Raw genomic sequence first — 22,161 nt, 5'->3', positions numbered from 1 at the left:
CAGCGGGCGCCGTCCGGTACGAAAGCAGCAATATCGTCGCGCCATTTCGGCCGGCCGCGATGATAGGAGGTCAGCCCGACCGCCGGGTTCCAGCCGCCGGAAACGGCGAGCCCGTCCGCTTCAACCTCGGCGCGCGCGCCGCCGGTCAGCGACACCGCGATTTTCCTGACGCCATCCTTGCCGCCGTCGATGCCACTGACGGAACCGTGCAGCACCGGGAAGCCGCCCTTCGAGGCCAGCGAACGATGCGCCGGCGATATTTCGGGCCGTGCATCGATGACCGCCGCTATCTGCAGGCCGGCACCGAGCGCCGTCTCGACGGTGCGCCAGCCGTCCTCATTGTTGGTGAAAAGTGCGATCCGCTTTGCCGGTGTAGCGGCGTAGCGCGCGACATAGGTGCGCATGGCGGAGGCCATCATCACGCCGGGCGTGTCGTTGCCGGCAAAGACGATCGGCCGTTCGATGGCGCCGGCTGCCACGACGCAGCGCTTCGCCACGATCCGCCACAGGCGCTGGCGCACCTGGTGCTCGGGCGGCGAGGGCAAATGGTCGTTGACCCGCTCAATGGCGCCATAGGTGCCGCCATCGTAGACGCCGAACAGCGTCGTGCGGGTCATGACGCGGACGTCGGGCATACCAGCCAGTTCAGCCAGCGTCCGCGAAATCCACTCGGCCGCAGGTTCGCCGTCGATCATTGCGCCATCCGACAGCAGACGGCCGCCGAGGACAAAATCCTCCTCGCACAGGATGACGCGGGCGCCTGCGCGGCCGGCTGCCAACGCCGCGGCCAGACCAGCCGGGCCGGAGCCGGCGATCAGCACGTCGCAATGCGCCCATGCCTTGTCGTAGTGGTCGGGATCGGCAAGGCCGGCGGCACGGCCAAGGCCTGCGGCGCGGCGGATCGCCGGCTCATAGATCGCTTCCCAGAACTTCGCCGGCCACATGAATGTCTTGTAGTAGAAGCCGGCAACGAAGATCGGCGCGAACAGCTGGTTGACCGACATCACGTCGTGGCGCAGCGACGGCCAACGGTTCTGGCTGGCGGCCTCGAGCCCGTCATAGAGTTCGGCCGTCGTCGCCTTGGTGTTCGGCTCGCGCCGTGCCCCGGTGCGCAGCTCGACCAGCGCATTGGGTTCTTCCGAGCCCGCAGTCAGGATGCCGCGCGGGCGGTGGTATTTGAACGAACGGCCGACCAGCTTGACGCCGTTGGCGATCAGCGCCGAGGCGAGCGTGTCGCCCTGGAAGCCGGAGAAAGCCTTGCCGTCGAAACGGAAGTTCAGCGGTGCCGAGCGGTCGACAAGCCCGCCATTGCCGAGCCGGTGTGTCTGCGCGCCGGCCATCACGCACCAACCTTCGCAGCGCCGGCACCAGCCGCCGGTTCGATGGAGGAAATCTCGTGCGTCAGCGTGTTGCGGGTGACCTTCAGCCAAGCCCGGCAACCACCGCCATGGTACCAGTATTCGCTGGTCGCGCCGGCGACATTGTCGCGCAGATAGACATAGTCGAAGACCTCGTCTTCCGAGGCGCCGGCCTCGGGCCGTACCGGTTTGGCGTCGCCGAGATAGGTGAACTCGCCGAGTTCGCGTTCACCGCAGAAAGGACAGGCAATGCGCATTTCTTCTAAACCGCCTTCAATGCAGGTTCGGTTGGGCGCCCTGGCCCTTTTCGTCGATCATGGCGCCAGTTCGGAACCGGTCTAGGCGGAACCGTGCCGCTTCTTCATGCGACTCGTCGCGAGCCAGGAGGTGCGCAAAGACAAAACCGGACCCTGGCGTCGCCTTGAAGCCGCCATAGCACCAGCCCGCGTTGAGATAGAGCCCGTCGACGGGCGTCTTGTCGATGATCGGTGAACCGTCCATCGACATGTCCATGATGCCGCCCCACTGGCGCAGCAGGCGCACGCGGCCGATCATCGGCATCAGCGCCATGCCGCCCTCGCAGACGTCTTCCATCACAGGCATGTTGCCGCGCTGGGCGTAGGAATTGTAGCCGTCTATATCGCCGCCGAAGACGAGGCCGCCCTTGTCGGACTGGCTGACGTAGAAATGGCCGGCGCCGAAGGTCATGACGCCCGGGATGAGCGGCTTGATCGCCTCGGAGACGAAGGCCTGCAGCACATGGCTCTCGATCGGCAGGCGCAGGCCGGCCATTGCCGCGACGCGCGACGAGGAGCCGGCGACCGCCATGCCAACCTTTCCGGCGCCGATCTTGCCGCGCGACGTCTCGACGCCGGTCACCTTGCCATTGGCGTCTCTGACGAAGCCGGTGACTTCGCAATTCTGGATGATGTCGACGCCGAGTTCGCTCGCCGCATGCGCATAGCCCCAGACCACCGCATCGTGCCGCGCCGTGCCGCCGCGCCGCTGCAACAGCCCGCCTTGCACGGGAAAGCGCGCATTGTCGAAGTTCAGGAACGGGATCATCTTCCTGACGGCAGCGAGGTCGAGCAGTTCGGCGTCGATGCCGTTGATGCGCATGGTGTTGCCGCGCCGCGCATAGGCGTCGCGCTGCGCGTCGGAATGGTAGAGGTTGATGACGCCGCGCTGGCTGACCATCGCATTGTAGTTGAGGTCCTGCTCCATCCGCTCCCACAGCTTCATCGACAATTCGTAGAAGCCGGTGTTGCCGGGCAGACCGTAATTGGAGCGGATGATGGTGGTGTTGCGGCCGGCATTGCCGGAGCCGATCCAGCCTTTTTCGAGCACGGCGACATTCTTGATGCCGTACTCGCTGGCGAGGAACCAGGCGGTGGCCAGCCCGTGCCCACCGCCGCCGATGATCACCACGTCGTAGCGATCCTTCGGCGTGGCGTCGCGCCAGGTGCGCTGCCAGTTCTTGTGGCCGGACACGGCGGCACGAGCGAGCGAGAAGATCGAATATTTCATCAGTTCATTCCGAGGTCGCTCGCGTCGCGCTGGTGGTCAAATATCCAGCGTGTGGTCGCGCTCCCATTGCGTGAAGTGCGAAGCATAGGAATTCCATTCCTGCTGCTTCAGCTTTAGATATGCCGACGAAAATTCCTCACCCAGCGCCGCCTTGAGCGATTTGTCATTGTCGAACTCACGCAGCGCGTCGAGCAGGTTGAGCGGCAGCTTCGGTGCGTCTGTGACGGTATGGCCGAGCTGGTACATGTCGATGTCGTGGCGCTTGCCCGGATCGGCCTTGGAGCGGATGCCGTCGAGGCCGGCCGCGATGATGACGGCCTGCAGCAAATAGGGATTGGCGGCGCCATCCGGCAGGCGCAGCTCGAAGCGGCCGGGGCCGGGCACGCGCACCATGTGGGTGCGGTTGTTGCCGGTCCAGGTCACCGTGTTCGGTGCCCAGGTCGCGCCCGAAATGGTGCGCGGCGCGTTGATGCGTTTGTAGGAATTCACCGTCGGGTTGGTGATCGCGGCTAGTGCGGAGGCATGCTTCATGATGCCGCCGAGGAAATTCCGGCCCTTGGCCGACAGGCCGAGCTCCATCGCATTGTCGGCGAAGACGTTGGTCTTGCCCGATTTGTCCCAAACCGAGATATGGGCATGGCAGCCATTGCCGGTCAGACCCTGGAAGGGCTTCGGCATGAAGGTCGCGCGCAGGCCATGCTTTTCCGCGATCGACTTGACCATGAATTTGAAGAACGAGTGCTTGTCGGCGGTCGCCAGCGCGTCGTCGAAAGCCCAGTTCATCTCGAACTGGCCGTTGGCGTCCTCATGGTCGTTCTGATAGGCGCCCCAGCCGAGCGCCAGCATGTGGTCGCAGATCTCTGCGATGACGTCGTAGCGCCGCATCACCGCTTGCTGGTCGTAGCAGGGTTTTGAGGCCGTGTCGTATTCGTCGGAGATCGTCTTGCCGTCAGGCGAGATCAGGAAGAACTCGGCCTCGACGCCGGTCTTGACATGCATGCCGTCGCTGGCGGCTTCCGCGATCAGCCGCTTCAGTGTGTTGCGCGGCGCCTGGTCGACCTCCTTGTCGTCCATGATGCAGTTGGCCGCCACCCAGGCGACCTCAGGCTTCCACGGCAGCTGGATCACCGAATCCGGATCCGGCACCGCAAGCATGTCGGGATGCGCCGGCGTCAGGTCCAGCCATGTGGCGAAACCGGCAAAGCCGGCGCCGTCCTTCTGCATGTCTGATATCGCCTGCGCCGGCACCAGCTTGGCACGCTGGCCACTGAACAGGTCAGTGTAGGAAATCATGAAATATTTGACGTTTTTCGCCCTTGCGAATTCAGCAAGATCAGTTGCCACGGTAGTTCCCCATTTTATCGATTGTTGTTCCCGAGTATGCGGGAATCGGCCCTTCGTTGATCAGAAGCCGTTCTTCCCCGGTATCCAGTTGGTGCCGGCCAGCGGCACGCCGGCCATGGCGGCTGCCTCGATCGTCAGCGCGACCAGGTCCTCGGGTTCGAGATTGTGCAGGCTGTTCTTGCCGCACGCGCGGGCGATCGTTTGAGCCTCAAGGGTCATCACCTTGAGGTAGTTCGCTAGCCGGCGCCCGGCAGCCACCGGATCGACCCGCTTCATCAGTTCCGGATCCTGCGTGGTGATGCCGGCGGGGTCGCGCCCCTCGTGCCAATCGTCATAGGCGCCGGCCGTGGTGCCAAGCTCGTTGTACTCCGCCTCCCAGCGCGGATCGTTGTCGCCGAGCGCGACAAGGGCCGCCGTGCCGATCGAGACCGCGTCGACGCCGAGCGCCAGCGCCTTGGCGACATCGGCGCCGTTGCGAATGCCGCCGGAGACGATCAACTGCACCTTGCGGTGCATGCCGAGGTCCTGCAGCGCCTGCACGGCCGGCCTGATGCAGGCAAGCGTCGGCTGGCCGACATTTTCGATGAACACTTCCTGGGTGGCGGCGGTGCCGCCCTGCATGCCGTCGACGACAACGACATCGGCGCCGGCCTTCACGGCAAGCGCCGTGTCATAATAGGGGCGCGCGCCGCCGACCTTGACGTAGATCGGTTTTTCCCAGTCGGTGATTTCGCGCAATTCGAGGATCTTGATCTCGAGATCGTCGGGTCCGGTCCAGTCGGGATGGCGTGAGGCCGAGCGCTGGTCGATGCCTTTCGGCAGCGTGCGCATTTCCGCGACACGATCCGAAATCTTCTGGCCAAGCAGCATGCCGCCGCCACCCGGCTTGGCGCCCTGGCCGACGACGACCTCGATCGCATCGGCGCGGCGCAGATCGCGCAGGTTCATGCCGTAGCGCGACGGCAGATATTGATAGACCAGTTGCTTGGAATGGCCGCGCTCCTCCTCGGTCATGCCGCCGTCGCCCGTCGTGGTCGAGGTGCCCGACAGGGTAGCGCCGCGTCCGAGCGCTTCCTTGGCCGGACCCGACAGCGAGCCGAAGCTCATGCCGGCAATGGTGATCGGAATCTTCAACTCGATCGGCTTCTTGGCATGGCGAGAGCCGAGCACGACCGATGTGTCGCAGCGCTCGCGATAGCCTTCGAGCGGGTAACGCGAGATCGAGGCGCCGAGGAACAGTAGGTCGTCGAAATGCGGCAGCTTGCGCTTGGCGCCGGCGCCACGGATGTCATAGATGCCGGTCGCCGCGGCACGGCGGATCTCGGAAAGCGTGTAGTCGTCGAAGGTCGCGGATTTGCGCGGCGTCGTCGGCGGGTTCCTGTAGGTCATGCTGCCTCAATACGCGTCGGCGTTGTCGATATTGAAATTATAGAGGGTACGCGCCGAGCCGTAGCGCTTGAACTCCGACGGCTTGACGCCGGTGACGCCGGCGCGGTCGAGCAGGCCCTGCAGCAATTCCAGATGCTCGGTCCGCATTTCCTTGGCGATGCAGTCGGCGCCGAGGCTGTCGACCTTGCCGCGCACGAAGAGCCGCGCCTCGTAGATGGAATCGCCGAGCGCATCGCCGGCATCGCCCAACACCACCAGATTGCCTGACTGCGCCATGAAGGCCGACATATGGCCGATATTTCCATGCACGACGATATCGATGCCCTTCATCGAAATGCCGCAGCGCGACGAGGCGTTGCCTTCGATGACCAGCAGGCCGCCCTTGCCGGTGGCGCCGGCATACTGGCTGGCGTCGCCTTTGATGGTGATCGAGCCCGACATCATGTTCTCGCCGACTCCAGGCCCTGCCGAGCCATGCACGGTAATGGTGCTGCCGGAATTCATGCCGCCGCAGTAATAGCCGACGCTGCCGCGCACATCGATGGCAACAGGCTGGTCGACGCCAACGGCCACCGAATGGCTGCCTTTCGGGTTCAGCACTTCCCATGCCGTTTCGTTCGAGCCGGGAGCCAGATTGTGCAGCGCCTGGTTGAGTTCGCGCAGCGACAACTGGTCGAGATCGAAGACCCGAGGGTCGTGTGCCGCGGTTTTTGAAAGCGTGGTTGCCGGCATGAACTCAATGCTCCCAGAAATAGACGGTTGCGGGCTCGGGTTCCCAGACCCTCGCATTGTCTATGCCGGGCAGTTTGGTCAGCGCGCGATATTCCGAGCCGAAGGCGACATATTGGTCGGTTTCGGCCATCACGGCTGGCTTGCAGGCAATCGGATCGCGCACCACGCCAAAGCCGTTCTTGGTGCCGACGACGAAGGTGAAGAAGCCGTCGAGGTCGGAGAGCGTGCCTTCCAGCGCCTCGCCGAGATTCTTGCCATGCGCCATCTGTGACGAGAGATAGGCGGCAGCGACTTCGGTGTCGTTCTCGGTTTCGAAGGTCATGCCTTCGCGGATCAGTTCGCGGCGGACATTGTTGTGGTTCGACAGCGAGCCATTGTGCACCAGGCACTGGTCGGCGCCGGTCGAGAACGGATGCGCGCCCATCGTCGTCACCGCCGATTCCGTCGCCATGCGGGTATGGCCGATGCCATGTGTGCCGGTCATCTTGCGGACATCGAAGCGATCGACGACTGCCTCGGGCAGGCCGACTTCCTTGTAGATCTCGACCACGTCGCCGGCGCCCATGATGCGGATGTCGGGGCGCAGCGCCTGGATGGTTTCGCGCGCTTCATCGATCTTGGCGGGGGTGGTCCTGACGACTGCATGGGTGGATTTCACCGCGATCGTCACCGGCGTGCCGATGGCCTTGGCGAGCTCCGCCTCGAGGCCGCGGAAATCGCGGTCGGGCTTGGCCGACTGGATGGTGATCTTGGCCTCATTCTTGGACGGCGCGCCATAGATGGCGATGCCGGCGCTATCGGGACCGCGATCGCTGAGCGAGATCAGCATCTGCGACAGCATCGCGCCAAGCTGGGGTTCCAGCGACTTGTCCTTCAAAAACAGTCCGACAATTCCACACATGTCAGCCTCCCGACGTTTTGTAGCTAAGAGATCGTTTGCAACTCTGAAATGATGTATCGAATGAGGTCCGCAAATTCAATCGTATGAAAAAAATATTCCTCTAGTTACCTATGCGTCTCAATGCCGCTCTGCCCACTATCGTTGCCTTGCCGGGCGTTGTGAACCCATTTGGCGGTGCGGATGCGGGCGAGCTTGTAGGCGTCCAGGATCGACAAAGCATAGATCAGGAAGCCGCCGGCGTGACGGCCGACGAAGCTGGCATCGGGCGGCGCGATCTTGGCCGTCACCCATGCCAGGATCACCATGAAGAAAAGGAATTGAAGGCCGCGCACCGGCACGCCCAGAATGACGTGCCCGCTTCCCGGCAGCACGATTGCGGCGCCGAGAACCAGATAGGGATTGGTGGGTGCAGTGGCGGAACTGGTCATGCGGCCTGCCGTTCGCTTTTGTTGATCGCGTCGCGAAGCGCCGACACCGACATCAGCAGCCTTTCGATCAGCGCGGGATCGAGTGCGGCGTCGCCGAATTCGGCCTGCCGGAAAACGCCATAGCGCGCCCGCTCGGCTTCGGCCAGAAGCCAGACGATGCGTATACCCTTGGGCGTGATCAGCAGTTCCTTGGCGCGCCCTTCGGAAAAGATCTCGATGTGGCTGGCGATAAGGCCTTGCGGAAAGCGCGCCGCCCTGCGGTCGGTGCGCAGCACCGACTCGGCGGGGAATCCCGGAGCCTTGGGCAGCGTATGCTCGAGATGATCGAAATTGGAGAAGGTCGTCGGCGAGCCCGGCCGCATCATCATGTCGAAGGTGGCTGGTACCGCGACCTCTTCGGTGATCGAAACACTGAGCCAGCGCGCCGGCAGTTTGCGCGTCGCCAGCGTATCGACGATGGTGCGCACCTGGACACGTTTGCTGTTCCAGGATCCTTCCCAGGTGATGACGCCGGCGGTGCCATCCGAAACATTGGCAGCATCGGCGATGATTGTGCGGATGCGGTCCTGCTCGACGGCGAGCGCCATCGATGCCCTGCTGCGGCTGGCACGCGCTTGCCAGGCAAGGTGGAGAACGACAACCAGGACAATGGCCCCGGCCAGCAGTGCTGATGTCAGATCGGACATTTTCTCATGCCAGGCCCGCCCGGGATCCGGACGGGCCTACTCCCATCAATAACCCTGCGGCTTTGGCCACGGCATGGTGAACTGGTCGCCGCGCCGCACGAATTTGTAACGGTAGAAGTGGAACCACAGCGAGATCAGGAAGTAGAAGGCGACCATGGCGATCAGCTGCGAGCCGAAGCCGAGGAAGATGGCGAAGAAGGTCACCACGCACAGGCAGAACAGCACCATGGCCGGGATCGGATGGAAGGGGTGGGTGTAGCCTCGGCGGATCGAGCCCAGCGGCCACTTCTTGCGGAACATGATGATGTTGATGCTCATGAACGTGTATTGCAGCACCCCCGACAGGATCGAAAAGGTGATCGCCTGGTTGAGGTCGGCGATGAAGGCGAAGGCCAGCGCGATCGGCAGCAGGAACAGGATCGAGCGATAGGGCGTGCGATATTTCGGATGCACGGCCGAGAACCATGTCGGCAGATAGCGGTCGCGGCCGAGCGAGAACCAGGCGCGCGCCGCATCGTTGATGCAGCCATTGGCCGACGCCAGCGCGGCGAGCAGCGTGGCGACGAACAACAGGTTCTCGAGCAGCGGGCTGCCGGTCAGCTTGCCGGCGTCCCACAGTGGATAGTAGGTGATGCCGAGATATTCCCAGGGCATCAGGGAGGCGCAGACATACCAGGTCATGGCCGCCGCGATCAAAAGCGTGATCATGCCGGCCATGGTGCCGTAAGGCAGCGAGCGCGCCGGGGAGCGCACTTCCTCGGCGGCCTGTGTGGTGCCTTCGATGCCGAGATAGTACCATATGCCGAACTGGAAGGCGGCGATGACGCCGATCCAGCCATAGGGAAGCGCATTGCCAGGGGTGACCAGTTCGTTCAGCTTCAGCACCGCGCCTTGCGTCCACGGGCTGACCGAGAAGAACAGGATGACGATCGAGATATAGGCGATCGCGGTGATGACGAAGTTGACGTTGAGCGTCATCAGCACGCCGCGATAGTTCAGCCACGCCAGCACGACGATGGTCGCGGCGATGAAGGAATTGTGGGTGAGCCCTTCGACGCCGGCCTTGGCGACGATGGTGTCGCCGAGCAGGATGGCGTCGGACACTTCGAGCATCGTGTAGGCAAAGACCAGGAACAGCGCGACGTTGAACGCCATCAGCGGTCCGACGATGTGCTTTGCCTGCGCATACTGGCCGCCGGCGGCGGCCACGGTCGATGTCACCTCGGAATCGATCATCGCGACCGAGGTGTAGAGCAATCCGACGACCCAGCAGACGATGAGCGCGGCCAGCGCGCCACCCTTGTCCGCCGAGAAATTCCAGCCGGTGAATTCGCCGACCAGGACGATGCCGACGCCGAGCGCCCAGACATGGGCCGGTCCGAGCACGCGCAGAAGTGAAACTCTGTCCCCTTGGACAGCCGGGGCAGCCGGTTCAAGTGCGATCGTCATTGTTCAATCCTCACTCAGATCCGGTGTTTTTCGGAAGTGGCTTCCAGTTCGCCTTCGCGCGACGAGGTCAGCACCTCTTCGGAGAAGGTCGTGTCGACCTTGAACCAGTCGTAAAGCATCCACAAAGCGAGCACGATCGAGATGCCCCAGCATGCGTAAGAGAGTGCCACCCACATGATCGTGTCCCCGAATTAAATCGTCCTCAGAACTCTTACTTGTCGTCGAATTTTTCGTTGATGACGTCGCGATATTCGCGGTCGGATGCGCGAAACAGGAAGACGAAATAGCCTATCAGCACCGCAGCCATTATGATCAGCGTCGGCCAGTCGATGACATAATGGAAGCGGTTCTGGATGATGTCGTGCGCGGTCTCGGGCGTGTAGCCGAGCTTTTCCCAGATCGAGGCCATGGTCGGGTTCTGGCCGAGCGCTTCCCACGTCTTGGCGTCGAGCGCGTCGATGGATTTCGCCGCACCGGCGAGGCCCAGTTTCAGCGGCAGCCACAGCGCCACGAAAATGGCGACGACGACGACGGCGATGTCGAAAACCTGCCCGGCCTTGCTCTGCTCCGGCGGCGTGTAGCGGGACATCTCTTCTACCCCTCAGGACTTGCGGTTGCGGAATGCGTCGGCGTTCTTGATATCGAGCCCGTAGATGAATTCCTTGTCTTCCTTGTAGTGCTTGACCATCGCCAGGATGGCGGCCGTGTTGAAGATCAGCACGGCGGCGGCGGCGATCGCGACCACGGCCTTGATGCCGCTGTGCGGGATGTAGGGCCATGTCATGAGCAGGACGAAGAGGATCGTTGCCCACAGGCAGACGATCAGGAGCGCGGATCCGCGCACGTCGGAACGGTACAGCGCTTCGATGCGCAGTTGCATGTCTGACATCGGTTTTCCCCTTTTTCCAACGCCAGGCCCCGAATTGGCCGGCCGCTGCCCTCTTTCAAGAGAGTGAAATTTTTTTCATAAATTCAATCCGAATCCCGCAATTGTCAAGCGCGATTTACGTGAGGTTAACTGTTTGCTTTGTGCGGTGGATTTTGCCTGACAATGAAATTAATTGCTTATGGGTATTGCGGCGTCCTGGCGTTTGCGATCAATATTCGGTCAAAGCTCCCGCCACTGCGCAGGGGGCAGGGAACAGCAGAGCATTATCCAAACGGAGGACGAGCGGATGACGGCATCCTGGAGATTTTCGACCCTGGCGGATCGCCACCGAGCGCTCGGTTCGAAGCTCGAAGACTGGAGCGGCATGGGAACCGCCTGGACCTACGACAAGGATGCCGACGAGGAGTACATCGCCATCCGCACCAAGGCTGGCCTGATGGATGTCTCCGGCCTCAAGAAGGTGCACATCACCGGGCCGCATGCTTCACACCTGATCGACCTGGCGACGACGCGCGACGTCGAAAAGATCTACCCCGGCAAGTCGGCCTATGCCTGCATGCTGAACGAGGCGGGAAAATTCACCGACGATTGCATCCTCTACCGCACCGGCCCCAATGCCTGGATGGTCGTGCATGGTTCGGGCACCGGTCATGAGGAGTTGCAGCGGGCGGCTATGGGCCGCGACGTGTCGCTGCGCTTCGACGACAATCTGCACGATCTTTCGCTGCAGGGGCCAACCGCCGTCGACTATCTGGCCAAGCATGTGCCGGGCATTCGCGACCTCAACTATTTCCATCATATGCAGACGCAACTGTTCGGTTTGCCCGTCATGATCTCGCGCACCGGCTACACCGGCGAGCGCGGCTACGAGATCTTCTGCCGCGGCCAGGATGCCGGCACGATCTGGGACAGGATCCTCGACGAGGGCAAGAGCGCCGGCATCATTCCGTGCCGCTTCACCACCCTCGACATGCTGCGGGTGGAAAGCTATTTGCTGTTCTACCCCTACGACAATTCGCAGAAATATCCGTTCGAGAACGAAGGACCCGGCGACACGCTGTGGGAGCTCGGCCTCGACTTCACCGTCAGCCCCGGAAAGACCGGCTTCCGCGGCGCCGAGGAGCATTATCGCCTCAAGGGTAAGGAGCGCTTCAAGATCTACGGCGTTCTGCTCGACGGCAAGGAGCCGGCCGATGAGGGTGCGCCGGTCTATCGCGACGGCAAGAAGGTGGGCGTGGTAACCTGCGCCATGTATTCGCCGCTGGTCGAGAAATCGATGGGCATCGCCCGCCTCGACGTCGACTGCGCGGTCAAGGACACCAAGCTCGAAATCCGCAACAGGAGCGGCGCCATCAAGGCCACCGCCCAGCCATTGCCATTCGACGATCCCAAGAAGACCAAGCGCACGGCGAAAGGTTGAGGCATAATCAACAGCGAGGGGTTCGAGCAGTTCCAGGAAAAGTGTGAAACGGTTTTCCGTCCGGAATTGCGTCAAAGCAAAGAGATAGAGCGGTCCGCCGTTTCTATGAAACGGTGAAGCGCTCGAAGGCACGAAGACTTAAATGGCAGCCAAAAGCATCATCAGCCGGCCTGTTTACGGAACCTTGTCTCCGCAGCCCGGCAAGCATCATCTTTTTATCGCGGATGCGGAAGGGGCGCTGGCGATAGCGGAGATGGCCGGGAGGGCGCCGCCCGGGTTTTTCGACGACGCCGAAATCGTCTTCATTCCCGGGCCTGACGGCAAACACACCGCAGCCCTCGAAGCGCTGAGACCGGCGCAGTTTCATCTGTCGCCATCCTTCGCCAGCCTGCTGCCACGGCTTAGGCAGACACTGACCAATGCGCATATGGGCCTGCGCCTCTATCTCGCCGGCACTGAGGGCCTGATCGGCCAGGCGATGCAGGTGGCGCTTGAAGCCGGCATCGACCACACTTCGATCCAGACCGAGCACCGCGGTTCGCTGGCGCGGCGCATGCAATGCGTCCACTGCAAGGGCATCACCGAGAATGTGACGACGCAGCCGGCGACCTGCGCGCATTGCGGCCTGCTGCTTCTGGTGCGCGATCATTATTCCAGGCGCATCGCGGCGTTCCAGGGCGTCTGCATCAACGCCGAGGATCGCAGCGAGATTCCTCCGATGGAGGAGGTTTTCCGATGAGCGCCGGAACAACAAAACTCGATGTCGTGGTCAGCGACGTCGTCCCGGTCAACGACCTCGTCACCCGCTTCCATTTCCGCCGGCGCGACGGCGAGTTGCTGCCGACCTTTTCCGGCGGCGCCCATGTCGTGGTCGAGATGCGCGACGGCGAACGCACCAGGCTCAACCCCTATTCGCTGATGGGCTCGCCGCTCGACACGCGCGAATACACGATCTCGGTGCGCCGCGACGATGTCGGCCGCGGCGGCTCGCTGTTCATGCACCGGAACGTCAAGCCCGGCATGGAGATGGTGGTCAGCTATCCCGTCAATCTGTTCTCGCTCGACCTGCGCGCCAAAAAGCATCTGATGCTGGCCGGCGGCATCGGCATCACGCCGTTCATGGCGCAGACCGCTCAGCTTGCGGCGGAAGGCGGCAATTTCGAACTGCACTACACCTGCCGCACCGCATCGCTCGGCACCTACGCCGATGTGCTGCGCGAGCGCTACGACCGACGGGTCAGGCTCTATCATGACGACCTTGACGAGCGCATCGAACTCGACCGGCTGCTGTCGACGCAGCCGCTCGGCACGCATCTCTATGTCTGCGGCCCGGCCGGCATGATCAACTGGGTGCGTGATCGCGCGGCAAGCCTCGGTTGGCCATCGGAAACTGTGCATTTCGAGCATTTCGCGGCCCCCCAGCCTGGCCTGCCTTTCGACGTGACGCTTGCCGTCAGCGGCAAGACGATCCGCGTCGATGAGCAGCAGAGCCTGCTGGAAGCGATCGAAGCGGCCGGCGTCGATCCGCCCTATCTCTGCCGCGGCGGCGTCTGCGGCCAGTGCGAAACCAACGTCATCTCTTGCGACGGCAAGTTCATCCACAACGACCACTGGCTGAGCGAGGAAGAGCACCGTTCGGGCAAGAAGATCATGCCGTGCGTGTCGCGCTTCGAGGGCCGGTCGCTGGTCCTGGAGCGCTAGGAGGAAATCATGGGCATCACCTTTCGCAAGGAAACGTTCCGCGACGACTTCACCTTCAGGAACAGCCCTGAGCACATCAGGCGCTTCCCGTTCCCTTTCCACGAAGACGCCTACATGTATGCGGTCAACATCGAGCCGCATGTCGTTGGGCCGAAAGGCAGCGTGCTGGAAAACCTGATCGACGTCGACGAGCACTATGTCGCCGAGATGCAGGACCGCGCGCTGGTGCTGGCCGAGGACCCGCTGCGCTGCCAGTCGCTGCCGCACATGACGCTGGCCGGTTGGGACTTGCTGGAACTGCTGATGGAGCAGCAGGCGCTGGGCTATCCCGAGCATTTCACGCTGACCCGCGACGGCGACCGCTGGCGCTGGATCAACCGGCCGCTCGGCATCGACGACACCTTCACCTTCGGCGACACCTCGACGCTGCCTTACGGCCCGATGGAGTACATCACCCGCCAGAGCCAGGGCGACTTCTGCATCCTCGACCAGCGCGACGGCAATCTGTGGATGGATGCCGGCATGGTCACCACCCAAGCCGACTGGTCGCTCGATTTCGACATCGGCATGAACTTTTTCGAATGGCACGCGCCGGTGCCGCTGGCGCATGAGAAGGGGATTTTTGTCAGGGCGCTGAAATTCCTCACCAACATCCAGCAAGGCAAGCCGGCCAGGCGCCTGAACTGGACGATGACCATCAATCCGCGCCTCGACACCAGCCCCGAAAACTATCACAAATGGGGTCCGGACCGGGCTACGGTGACGCCGGAAAATGTCGGCGACAAAGTGCATCTGCGCGTCGAGCTGCAGAGTTTTTGGCGCCTGCCGCGCTCGAACGGCATCGTCTTTCCGATCCGCTGCTATCTGATCAAGATGGATGAGCTGGTGACGCAACCAAAATGGGCCCGGCGCCTGCACCGCGTCATCCGCGACCTGCCCGACGAACTCGCCAACTACAAGGGCCTGACCCGGTATAGGTCAACGTTGGTCGAGTGGCTGTCGAAGCTCGACGACGGCAGCCCGACGAGCCCTGGGTTCGGACCGGATTGAGCGACGCCCGCGAAGCTGCCGATCTCCCCCTCGTGGGGAGATCGAGTCCCGCTCAACCCGCGCTCTGCGGATAGCAGATAATCGACAAATACCGCATCGGCAGTTTCGTCAGCTGTTCCGGCCCGTGCGGCGCGTCGGCGTCGAAGAACAGGCTGTCGCCGGGCTTCATCGGGTAGAGATTGCTGCCGTGCCGGTAAACGACCTCGCCCTCGAGCATATAGAGGAACTCCATGCCCTCATGCTGGAAGGTCGGAAACACGTCGGAATCCTCGGTCAGCGTGATCAAATAGGGCTCGACGACGACGCCGCTGGTATTGGAGCCGATATGGCCGAGCAGATTGTACTGGTGACCGGCGCGCGTGCCGCGGCGCTCGACATCGAGGCCTTGGCCGGCCTTGACGAAAACGGCGCTGCGCTCTTCCTCGAACCGGCGGAAGAAGGCGGTGACCGGGACGCCGAGCGCCCGCGACAGCGCCTGCAAGGTGGTCAGTGACGGCGAGGTGATGCCATTCTCGATCTTCGACAGCATGCCCAGCGAAATGTCGGTGGCGACCGCCAGATCGGCGACGGTGATGCCGAGCTTCTTGCGGAAGGCGCGCACCTCGCGGCCGATCGCCACCTCCAGCACCTTTTCGCGCGTGTCGCGAATGGCATGCGGGTTCTGCGTCAGCGGCGCGCGGATGGTTTTCCCGTCGGCCGAGACCTTTGGCTGCGGCTTGGCCTTTGCACCGGCTGGACCAGCCTTGGAATCGGAAACCTTCTTCGCCATGTCGCCCCCGGCACTCCTGCGGATTTATTTCACTCTAGGTGAACATGTCAGGTGCCGATACAGCAGCGCAACTGCGACGGCAAGTCGCCTGAAAGCGCATGCGCACGATCCGGCGTTTGGCCGCGTCCGGTTTTTTGCGGGAAATCCACATCGGCGGAACGTTGTTTCCGCACCGGGCTGTTGACAGCACGAAAGGGCCAATTACTGTCCCTGTGAGTGAAATTTGTTTCGTAAGAGCAATTCCGGAAAAAGCGCATAGCGCTTTCCCCTTGGGAGTTGCGTCAAGGCAAAAGTCGAAACCAGATCGGGAGGCCTGCCATGAAAAGTCGCGTTGCCGTCGTCGGAGCCGGCCCATCCGGCCTGGCACAGCTCAGGGCCTTCAAATCGGCGGCCGACAAGGGCGCCGACATTCCCGAGATCGTCTGCTTCGAAAAGCAGTCGGACTGGGGCGGCCTGTGGAACTACACCTGGCGCACCGGTCTCGACGAGCATGGCGATCCGGTGCACGGTTCCATGTATCGCTATCTCTGGTCGAACGGACCAAAGGAATGCCTGGAATTCGCCGACTATACTTTCGAGGAGCACTTCGGCCGGCCGATCGGCTCCTATCCGCCGCGCGCCGTGCTGTGGGACTACATCAAGGGGCGCGTCGAGAAATCAGGCCTGCGCAAATGGGTGCGCTTCAACAGCCCGGTGCGCATGGTGACGTTTTCGGACGAGACGAAGAAATTCACCGTCACCGCGCATGACCGCACCAACGACGTCACCTACTCGGAAGAGTTCGACAATGTCGTCGTCGCCTCCGGGCATTTCTCGGTACCCAACGTGCCCTATTTCGAGGGTTTCTCCACCTTCAATGGCCGCATCCTGCACAGCCATGATTTCCGCGACGCGATGGAGTTCAAGGGCAAGGATATCCTGATCATCGGCCGCTCCTATTCGGCCGAGGACATCGGCTCGCAATGCTACAAATACGGCGCCAAATCCATCACCTCCAGCTACCGCTCGAAGCCGATGGGTTTCAAATGGCCGGAGAATTGGAAAGAGGTGCCGCTGCTGCAGAAGGTCGTCGGCAAAACCGCGCATTTCAAGGATGGCACGACCAAGGATGTCGACGCCATCATCCTGTGCACCGGGTACCTGCATTCCTTCCCCTTCCTGACCGACGATCTGAAGCTCAAGACAGCCAACCGCATGTGGCCGCTCGATCTCTATGAAGGCGTCGTCTGGGAGAAGAACCCACAGCTTTCCTATATCGGCATGCAGGATCAGTTCTACACCTTCAATATGTTCGACGCGCAGGCCTGGTTTGCCCGCGACGTCATCATGGGCCGCATCAAGCTGCCCTCGGCCGAGGCGATGGCCGCTCACGGCGCGAAGTGGCGCGCGCGTGAGGAAACGCTGGAAGACGCCGAGCAGATGATCTGGTTCCAGGGCGACTACACCAAGGAATTGATGGACCAGACCGATTATCCCGGTTTCGACGTCGAGGCGGTCAACCAGACCTTCATGGAATGGGAACACCACAAGGGCGAAGACATTATGAGCTTCCGCGACCACGCCTACCGCTCGCTGATGACCGGCACCATGGCGCCGCTGCATCATACGCCGTGGCTGCAGGCGCTGGATGATTCGATGGAGAGCTATCTCGAGGTGAAGGGCGTCGCGGCGGAATAACGAGTGGGCTTGCCGTCAGGCCGGCGCCTCGACCCAGCCGTGGCGACTCTCGCCATAAACAGACTGCGTCGGCGCCGGAAATGCCGGGTCTCCGAAGCAGCCGACTGCGACGGCTACCGCCGCCGGTTTTCGTGACGGATACCAGAAGACCGTTGAGCCGCACGTTCCGCAGAAATGGAAGGTGACGGGAAAGCCGCTGTCGGAATCGCGTTGGAATGTCTGGAATGAGCCGCTGATCTCGGTCTCGGCGGCATCGAAGAAAGCGGCGATCCCGAACGGACTGCCGGTCCGCCGCTGACAGTCCAGGCAATGGCAAAGCGAGACCTTGGCCGGCTCTTGCGGGCAGCGGATCTGCAATTGGCCGCAGGTGCAGTGAGCGATCCGGCCGGTCATCATTCTCTCCTGTATCGGGGCGGCTAATCCTAACCCAGCCTTGCGCGCGCCTTCGCCGTCCAGGCGCTGAACAGCCGGTCGGCGACGATGCCGATGAAGGCGATGGCGAGACCCGCGACGATGCCGCGGCCGGAATCGGCCTTGGACAGCGCGATGAACACTTCCTGGCCGAGATCGCGGGTGCCGACCATGGCGCAGATGATGATCATTGCCAGCGCCATCAGGATCGTCTGGTTGACGCCCAGCATGATTTCCGGCAGCGCCAGCGGCAGTTGCACGCGAAAGAAGGTCTGGCGCGGCGTGCAGCCCGACACCTTGGCCGCCTCGATCAGCGCCGGCGGCACCTGCCTGATGCCGTGATTGGTGTAGCGGATCGCCGGCACCACGGCGAAGGCGATCGTCGCGATCATGGCGGTGACGTCGCCGACCCGAAACAGCATCACCACCGGGATGATGAAGCAGAAGGATGGCAGCACCTGCAGCGTATCGATGACCGGCGTGACGATCTTCTCGAACCGGTCGCTGCGTGAAGCCATCAGCCCGATCGGGATGCCGATCAGGCAGGCGATCAAGGCCGAGATACCGCAGAGATAGACCGTCGCCATGGTCTTTTCCCACAGGCCGGTGATGGCGCAGAAGGCGGTCAGCGCGGCGACGAGGACGGCGAGACGCAGGCCGGAGAGTTGATAGCCTGCAAGGCCGAGCAGGAAGACGGCGCCGAGCCACGGAAAGCCCTCGCAAAAGGCGCGCAGCGGGTTTAGCAGATTGAGTATGAGCGCCACGCGAAATGCTTCGATCGTGTCGAAGAAATTGATGGTCACCCAGTTCACCGCCGCCTTCCACAGCGGCGCCGTGGTGAAAGTGATCGCTTTCGGCACCACTGCCAAGGCCGGCACGAACAGGCCGAGCAGTGTTGTCACGACAAGGATGGCGATGGCCAGCGTCAGGTTGGGGTAGCGCCACCAGAGGCTCGGGCTTACCTCCTGATGGACATGGCCCTTTGCTTGGCTGTGCGCGATGGCTTGGCTCAGCCGGTCGAGTGCGATGGCGAGTGCCACAATGGCAAGGCCGGCTTCCATCGCCTCGCCGACCTTCAGCGCGCGCAGCGCCAGGAGCACGTCGTAGCCGAGGCCGCCGGCACCGATCATCGAAGCGATGATCACCATGTTCAGCGCCAGCATGATGACCTGGTTGACGCCGACCATCAATGTCGGCCGCGCCGACGGCAGCAGCACCCGCCACAGTTTCTGCTGCGCCGTGCAGCCGGCCATTTCGCTGAAATCGTCGATCTCCGACGGCACCCGCGATAGGCCGAGCATCGTTGCTCGCACCATCGGCGGGGTGGCGAAGATGGCGGTCGCAATCATCGCCGAGACCGGGCTGTTGCCGAACAGCAGCAGCATTGGGATGAGATAGGCGAAGGTCGGGATCGTCTGCATCAGGTCGAGGGCAGGGGAGACGATGAGCCTTTCGGCCCACGGCTTGCGCCACGCCCAGATGCCGGCGAACAGCCCGGTGACGATGCAGAACGGCACGGCGATGGAGATCAGCCCAAGCGTCAGCATGGCGCTGGTCCATTGGCCGAACAGCGCGATGTAGAGGAAGCAGCCGCCGACCAGCAGGCCGAGTTTTCTGCCGCCGGCTGCATGCCCCGCGATGAAGGCGGCAGCACAGACGCCGACCCAGGACAGCCGCGGCAGGACATAGGCGTCCGCGCCGTGACCGATCTTGAAATTCTTGGCCAGCAGATTGAGCGCGAAATCGAGCGGAACGCCGAGCACAGCGGTGATCGAGCGGGTCAACCAGGACAGGTTCGACTTGATCCAGCGCATCAGCGCGCTGATCCAATCGGCGACCGGCACGACGGCGCTGGCCGGATAATTGACCGTCCAGGACAGGCGGTCTTGCAACAGGAACACGACAAGCACGGCCGCGAGTGCCACCGCCCAGACGAACAGCCAGACCTGAACCGGGCGCGACCGCGTTTCGCCGGCGCTTGCCGTCACCGTCATGTGCCGCCTCCGGAACGCTCAATGCCGGCCAGCAGATCGATCACCGCTTGCGGCGTCACCTCGCCGATCGGCTTGCCGGTGCCGTTGACGACCGCGAACGGCTTGTTGGCGGCAACGATGCTGGCGGAAAAGCTGGATATCTTGGTCTCCGGCGCCACCGTTCCGCCATGCTCCGAGCCGTCGCAGGCCTGCATCAGGCTGCGTGCCGAGATCACCTTGGCGCGGTCGACGTCGCGGGTGAACTCGGCGACGTAGTCGGTCGCCGGATTGACCACCAGTTCCTCCGGCGTGCCGATCTGGATGACCTCGCCATCCTTCATGATGGCGATGCGGTCGGCCAGCCGGATGGCCTCGTCGAAATCATGGGTGATGAAGACGATGGTCTTGTGCAGCATCATCTGCAGCCGCATCAGCTCGTCCTGCATCTCGCGGCGGATCAGCGGATCGAGCGCCGAGAACGGCTCGTCGAGGAACCAGATTTCCGGTTTTGTCGCCAGGCTGCGGGCGATGCCGACACGCTGCTGCTGACCGCCGGACAGTTCGCGCGGATAGAAATGCTCGCGACCCCTTAAGCCGACAAGCTCGATGACCTCGCGCGCCCTTGCTTCGCGTGTCGCCCGGTCCTGCCCCTGGATGCTGAGTGGGAAGGCGATGTTCTCCAGCACGTTGAGATGCGGCAACAGCGCAAAATTTTGGAACACCATGCCCATGCGGTGTCGTCGCAATTCGATGAGTGCTGCATCGGAGATTTTCAGCAGGTCATTGCCCTCGAATTCGACCTTGCCGTGGGTCGGCTCGACCAGCCTCGACATGCAGCGCACCAGCGTCGACTTGCCGGAGCCCGACAGGCCCATGATGATGAAAATCTCGCCCTGGCGGATTTCAAGGTCGACGGCGCGCACCGCGCCGACCAGCCCGGCAGCCGTGACGTCGGCCATGCTGGCCTTGCCGTCACGTTCGCGGATGAAATTGGCCGCGTTCGATCCGAACAATTTCCAGACATTGCGGCAGGCAAGCTTTACCGGACGGGCGTCTTTTGGCGCGCCCGCCGTGTTTGGCTCCTGTTCAGTCCTGTCCGTCATTCGAATGTCCCTCTGGAATATCAACAAGTGAGGCCCGGCTGGTCAGCAGCCGGGTCTCATTTTTCCAGTCGGAACGATCACTGCGCCCAGGCTTTCCAGTCGGCCTCGTGGGCGGCGATCCAGGCAGCTGCGACGTCCTCCGGTGTCTTGCCGCCGAGATCGATCTCGCCGCTCATCTTGTTGAGCTCATCGGTGTCGATCGTGTAGGCCTTGGCCACCTTGTAGGCGACCGGCCATTTGTCCTTCATGCCGGACCAGGAGTATTTCCAGATCTCGCCATGCGGCTTGCCGCAGTCATATTTGGCGTCGGGGTTCACGCCCCATTTCGGGTCGTTGTAGCACTCGGGCGTGTATTCCGGGAATTCAACCCACTCGCCCTTGTATTTGGCCGGCGCCCAATGCGGCGAATAGATCCACAGCATGATCGGCGCCTTGCGCTGATAGGCGGAATCGAGCTCGGCGAACATCGCCGCGTCGGTGCCGGCATGGATGACGGTGAAGGGCAGTTTCAGCGCCTCGACGCGCTCGTCGTCAAAGCCTTCCCAGGTCACCGGGCCGCCGAGATAGCGTCCCTTCGGTGCGGTCTCCGCCGTCGAGAAGGCTTCGGCGCATTTCGGGTCCTTTAGCGCTTCCCAATTGGGCAGGCCCGGGCATTTCTCCTTCATGTATTCTGGAAACCACCACTCTTCCTTGGCCTTGGGTCCGAGCTTGCCCAGCCGTTCGGTCTGGCCGGTCGCATCGGAGGCCTTCATGGCTTCGCCGGCGGTCGTGTCCCAGAACTCCAGGCCGACATCGAGATCGCCATTGGTGAGGCCCGTGGTCAGGCTGGAGAGGTAGTCGGCCGTGGGATACTCGACGGTATAGCCGAGCTTTTCCAGGATACCGCCGAGGATCTTGGCGTTCAGATTGACGCTGGTCCAGTCGAACAGCGCGATCTTGATCGGATCGTTGGATTCTGGTGCGGCGGCTTGGGCGGAAGGTGTCAGTGCACTCGCCGCGGCGAGTGCGAAGGTTCCCATTGTTAAGGTCGAAATCACACTGCGAAGTGACATGCTTGTTCTCCTTCAAGCTGTGAAAATTATCGTTCGTTCCCTTCTTGCGGCTTTTCTTGATTGTGTTGGAAAGGCTGGTCTTTGCGCAAGGCCGTCGGCGCCAGATTGTTGCCCCGGCTTTGGCCGACGCAGGCAAGATGGTGCTCAATTCTAGTGATGATGGAACAGGACTGCAGTGTCGGCGTCATGGTTGCCGACGGATCGCTGCGGGGGCGGTCATCTGCGGATCGATTGCCAGTCTTGCGGCGCCTTGCAAGGTGCGAGCCATCAAGGTCTCATGTTCTCGGCTGTCGACCCGGCAA

23 protein-coding genes are annotated in these 22,161 nt (G+C 62.6%); 5 read left to right on the top strand and 18 right to left on the bottom strand.

Annotated elements, in window-relative coordinates:
* The 13 genes from EN990_RS14215 to EN990_RS14155 form a co-directional block, all read right to left on the bottom strand.
* Window positions 1-1,340 (bottom strand): 2Fe-2S iron-sulfur cluster-binding protein (locus EN990_RS14215; protein WP_127388316.1); only part of this gene is annotated, 1,340 nt, incomplete at its 3' end.
* Window positions 1,340-1,615 carry a sarcosine oxidase subunit delta family protein gene (locus EN990_RS14210; RefSeq protein ID WP_024502588.1) on the bottom strand — a complete coding sequence of 92 codons (276 nt, stop codon included), beginning with the start codon at window positions 1,613-1,615 and terminating at the stop codon, window positions 1,340-1,342. The genes EN990_RS14210 and EN990_RS14215, both read right to left, overlap by 1 nt.
* Window positions 1,616-1,631: 16 nt before the next feature.
* On the bottom strand, window positions 1,632-2,885 hold the full coding sequence (locus EN990_RS14205; RefSeq protein ID WP_127368331.1) for a sarcosine oxidase subunit beta family protein: 1,254 nt from the start codon (window positions 2,883-2,885) through the stop codon (window positions 1,632-1,634).
* Between the two features lie 36 nt (window positions 2,886-2,921).
* Window positions 2,922-4,229 carry a type III glutamate--ammonia ligase gene (gene glnT, locus EN990_RS14200; RefSeq protein WP_127384735.1) on the bottom strand — a complete coding sequence of 436 codons (1,308 nt, stop codon included), beginning with the start codon at window positions 4,227-4,229 and terminating at the stop codon, window positions 2,922-2,924.
* A 60-nt stretch (window positions 4,230-4,289) separates the two neighbouring features.
* Window positions 4,290-5,618, bottom strand: coding sequence for a glutamate synthase-related protein (locus tag EN990_RS14195; RefSeq protein WP_010914750.1), 1,329 nt, complete (start codon window positions 5,616-5,618; stop codon window positions 4,290-4,292).
* Between the two features lie 6 nt (window positions 5,619-5,624).
* Complete coding sequence (locus EN990_RS14190) at window positions 5,625-6,350, bottom strand: GXGXG domain-containing protein (RefSeq protein WP_013532905.1); 726 nt, start codon at window positions 6,348-6,350, stop codon at window positions 5,625-5,627.
* 4 nt (window positions 6,351-6,354) lie between these two features.
* Window positions 6,355-7,251, bottom strand: coding sequence for a glutamine amidotransferase family protein (locus EN990_RS14185; RefSeq protein ID WP_063167616.1), 897 nt, complete (start codon window positions 7,249-7,251; stop codon window positions 6,355-6,357).
* Between the two features lie 104 nt (window positions 7,252-7,355).
* Complete coding sequence (locus EN990_RS14180; RefSeq protein WP_013532903.1) at window positions 7,356-7,679, bottom strand: hypothetical protein; 324 nt, start codon at window positions 7,677-7,679, stop codon at window positions 7,356-7,358.
* A complete protein-coding gene (locus tag EN990_RS14175) occupies window positions 7,676-8,365 on the bottom strand; it encodes a hypothetical protein (RefSeq protein WP_024502593.1) in 690 nt (229 codons plus the stop codon). The genes EN990_RS14180 and EN990_RS14175 overlap by 4 nt, the downstream gene beginning before the upstream one ends.
* 45 nt (window positions 8,366-8,410) lie before the next feature.
* Complete coding sequence (locus EN990_RS14170; RefSeq protein WP_024502594.1) at window positions 8,411-9,814, bottom strand: amino acid permease; 1,404 nt, start codon at window positions 9,812-9,814, stop codon at window positions 8,411-8,413.
* Window positions 9,815-9,828: 14 nt separating this feature from the next.
* Window positions 9,829-9,990 carry a hypothetical protein gene (locus tag EN990_RS14165; protein ID WP_013532900.1) on the bottom strand — a complete coding sequence of 54 codons (162 nt, stop codon included), beginning with the start codon at window positions 9,988-9,990 and terminating at the stop codon, window positions 9,829-9,831.
* 35 nt (window positions 9,991-10,025) lie between these two features.
* The gene (locus tag EN990_RS14160) at window positions 10,026-10,403 is read right to left on the bottom strand and encodes a hypothetical protein (protein WP_013532899.1); all 378 of its coding nucleotides are present in this window, start codon (window positions 10,401-10,403) and stop codon (window positions 10,026-10,028) included.
* Window positions 10,404-10,415: 12 nt separating this feature from the next.
* Window positions 10,416-10,703, bottom strand: a complete 288-nt coding sequence (locus tag EN990_RS14155) for a hypothetical protein (protein ID WP_127368959.1) — start codon at window positions 10,701-10,703, stop codon at window positions 10,416-10,418.
* Between the two features lie 286 nt (window positions 10,704-10,989).
* On the opposite strand from EN990_RS14155, the gene EN990_RS14150 reads away from it, so the two are divergent.
* The 4 genes from EN990_RS14150 to EN990_RS14135 all read left to right on the top strand — a co-directional run bounded on the left by EN990_RS14150 (window position 10,990) and on the right by EN990_RS14135 (window position 14,874).
* Complete coding sequence (locus EN990_RS14150) at window positions 10,990-12,123, top strand: aminomethyltransferase family protein (protein WP_027163838.1); 1,134 nt, start codon at window positions 10,990-10,992, stop codon at window positions 12,121-12,123.
* Window positions 12,124-12,265: 142 nt separating this feature from the next.
* Entirely contained in the window at window positions 12,266-12,862 is a 597-nt protein-coding gene (locus EN990_RS14145; RefSeq protein WP_063171623.1) for a dimethylamine monooxygenase subunit DmmA family protein, read from the top strand.
* Window positions 12,859-13,824: a PDR/VanB family oxidoreductase gene (locus tag EN990_RS14140; protein WP_063167620.1), complete on the top strand. Its 966-nt coding sequence runs from the start codon at window positions 12,859-12,861 to the stop codon at window positions 13,822-13,824. Before EN990_RS14145 ends, EN990_RS14140 begins: the two co-directional genes overlap by 4 nt.
* Before the next feature lie 9 nt (window positions 13,825-13,833).
* Complete coding sequence (locus tag EN990_RS14135) at window positions 13,834-14,874, top strand: DUF3445 domain-containing protein (RefSeq protein WP_024502597.1); 1,041 nt, start codon at window positions 13,834-13,836, stop codon at window positions 14,872-14,874.
* A gap of 52 nt (window positions 14,875-14,926) precedes the next feature.
* Here the strand turns inward: EN990_RS14135 and EN990_RS14130 are convergent, their stop codons facing one another.
* Complete coding sequence (locus EN990_RS14130; protein WP_013532893.1) at window positions 14,927-15,643, bottom strand: XRE family transcriptional regulator; 717 nt, start codon at window positions 15,641-15,643, stop codon at window positions 14,927-14,929.
* 318 nt (window positions 15,644-15,961) lie between these two features.
* On the opposite strand from EN990_RS14130, the gene EN990_RS14125 reads away from it, so the two are divergent.
* Entirely contained in the window at window positions 15,962-17,320 is a 1,359-nt protein-coding gene (locus EN990_RS14125) for an NAD(P)/FAD-dependent oxidoreductase (RefSeq protein WP_127369003.1), read from the top strand.
* Window positions 17,321-17,335: 15 nt separating this feature from the next.
* Here the strand turns inward: EN990_RS14125 and EN990_RS14120 are convergent, their stop codons facing one another.
* The 4 genes from EN990_RS14120 to EN990_RS14105 form a co-directional block, all read right to left on the bottom strand.
* Window positions 17,336-17,713: a GFA family protein gene (locus EN990_RS14120; RefSeq protein ID WP_013532891.1), complete on the bottom strand. Its 378-nt coding sequence runs from the start codon at window positions 17,711-17,713 to the stop codon at window positions 17,336-17,338.
* A gap of 29 nt (window positions 17,714-17,742) precedes the next feature.
* The gene (locus EN990_RS14115; protein ID WP_127369002.1) at window positions 17,743-19,725 is read right to left on the bottom strand and encodes an ABC transporter permease subunit; all 1,983 of its coding nucleotides are present in this window, start codon (window positions 19,723-19,725) and stop codon (window positions 17,743-17,745) included.
* Window positions 19,722-20,807: a glycine betaine/L-proline ABC transporter ATP-binding protein gene (locus EN990_RS14110; protein ID WP_127369001.1), complete on the bottom strand. Its 1,086-nt coding sequence runs from the start codon at window positions 20,805-20,807 to the stop codon at window positions 19,722-19,724. Before EN990_RS14110 ends, EN990_RS14115 begins: the two co-directional genes overlap by 4 nt.
* Before the next feature lie 77 nt (window positions 20,808-20,884).
* Entirely contained in the window at window positions 20,885-21,859 is a 975-nt protein-coding gene (locus EN990_RS14105) for an ABC transporter substrate-binding protein (protein WP_064995094.1), read from the bottom strand.
* Between the last annotated feature and the right edge of the window lie 302 nt (window positions 21,860-22,161).

This window comes from Mesorhizobium sp. M7A.F.Ca.US.005.03.1.1 (assembly GCF_003997975.1).
GTDB lineage: Bacteria > Pseudomonadota > Alphaproteobacteria > Rhizobiales > Rhizobiaceae > Mesorhizobium > Mesorhizobium ciceri.
The sequence above is the reverse complement of the archived record's forward strand: the minus strand, read 5'-3'. Positions and strand labels throughout refer to the sequence as shown.

Coding starts and splice junctions, on each gene's coding strand:
- EN990_RS14210 (WP_024502588.1), bottom strand. CDS start 1,615: ATGCGCATTGCCTGTCCTTTCTGCGGTGAACGCGAACTCGGCGAGTTC.
- EN990_RS14205 (WP_127368331.1), bottom strand. CDS start 2,885: ATGAAATATTCGATCTTCTCGCTCGCTCGTGCCGCCGTGTCCGGCCAC.
- EN990_RS14195 (WP_010914750.1), bottom strand. CDS start 5,618: ATGACCTACAGGAACCCGCCGACGACGCCGCGCAAATCCGCGACCTTC.
- EN990_RS14190 (WP_013532905.1), bottom strand. CDS start 6,350: ATGCCGGCAACCACGCTTTCAAAAACCGCGGCACACGACCCTCGGGTC.
- EN990_RS14185 (WP_063167616.1), bottom strand. CDS start 7,251: ATGTGTGGAATTGTCGGACTGTTTTTGAAGGACAAGTCGCTGGAACCC.
- EN990_RS14180 (WP_013532903.1), bottom strand. CDS start 7,679: ATGACCAGTTCCGCCACTGCACCCACCAATCCCTATCTGGTTCTCGGC.
- EN990_RS14175 (WP_024502593.1), bottom strand. CDS start 8,365: ATGTCCGATCTGACATCAGCACTGCTGGCCGGGGCCATTGTCCTGGTT.
- EN990_RS14170 (WP_024502594.1), bottom strand. CDS start 9,814: ATGACGATCGCACTTGAACCGGCTGCCCCGGCTGTCCAAGGGGACAGA.
- EN990_RS14165 (WP_013532900.1), bottom strand. CDS start 9,990: ATGTGGGTGGCACTCTCTTACGCATGCTGGGGCATCTCGATCGTGCTC.
- EN990_RS14160 (WP_013532899.1), bottom strand. CDS start 10,403: ATGTCCCGCTACACGCCGCCGGAGCAGAGCAAGGCCGGGCAGGTTTTC.
- EN990_RS14155 (WP_127368959.1), bottom strand. CDS start 10,703: ATGTCAGACATGCAACTGCGCATCGAAGCGCTGTACCGTTCCGACGTG.
- EN990_RS14150 (WP_027163838.1), top strand. CDS start 10,990: ATGACGGCATCCTGGAGATTTTCGACCCTGGCGGATCGCCACCGAGCG.
- EN990_RS14145 (WP_063171623.1), top strand. CDS start 12,266: ATGGCAGCCAAAAGCATCATCAGCCGGCCTGTTTACGGAACCTTGTCT.
- EN990_RS14140 (WP_063167620.1), top strand. CDS start 12,859: ATGAGCGCCGGAACAACAAAACTCGATGTCGTGGTCAGCGACGTCGTC.
- EN990_RS14135 (WP_024502597.1), top strand. CDS start 13,834: ATGGGCATCACCTTTCGCAAGGAAACGTTCCGCGACGACTTCACCTTC.
- EN990_RS14130 (WP_013532893.1), bottom strand. CDS start 15,643: ATGGCGAAGAAGGTTTCCGATTCCAAGGCTGGTCCAGCCGGTGCAAAG.
- EN990_RS14125 (WP_127369003.1), top strand. CDS start 15,962: ATGAAAAGTCGCGTTGCCGTCGTCGGAGCCGGCCCATCCGGCCTGGCA.
- EN990_RS14120 (WP_013532891.1), bottom strand. CDS start 17,713: ATGACCGGCCGGATCGCTCACTGCACCTGCGGCCAATTGCAGATCCGC.
- EN990_RS14115 (WP_127369002.1), bottom strand. CDS start 19,725: ATGACGGTGACGGCAAGCGCCGGCGAAACGCGGTCGCGCCCGGTTCAG.
- EN990_RS14110 (WP_127369001.1), bottom strand. CDS start 20,807: ATGACGGACAGGACTGAACAGGAGCCAAACACGGCGGGCGCGCCAAAA.
- EN990_RS14105 (WP_064995094.1), bottom strand. CDS start 21,859: ATGTCACTTCGCAGTGTGATTTCGACCTTAACAATGGGAACCTTCGCA.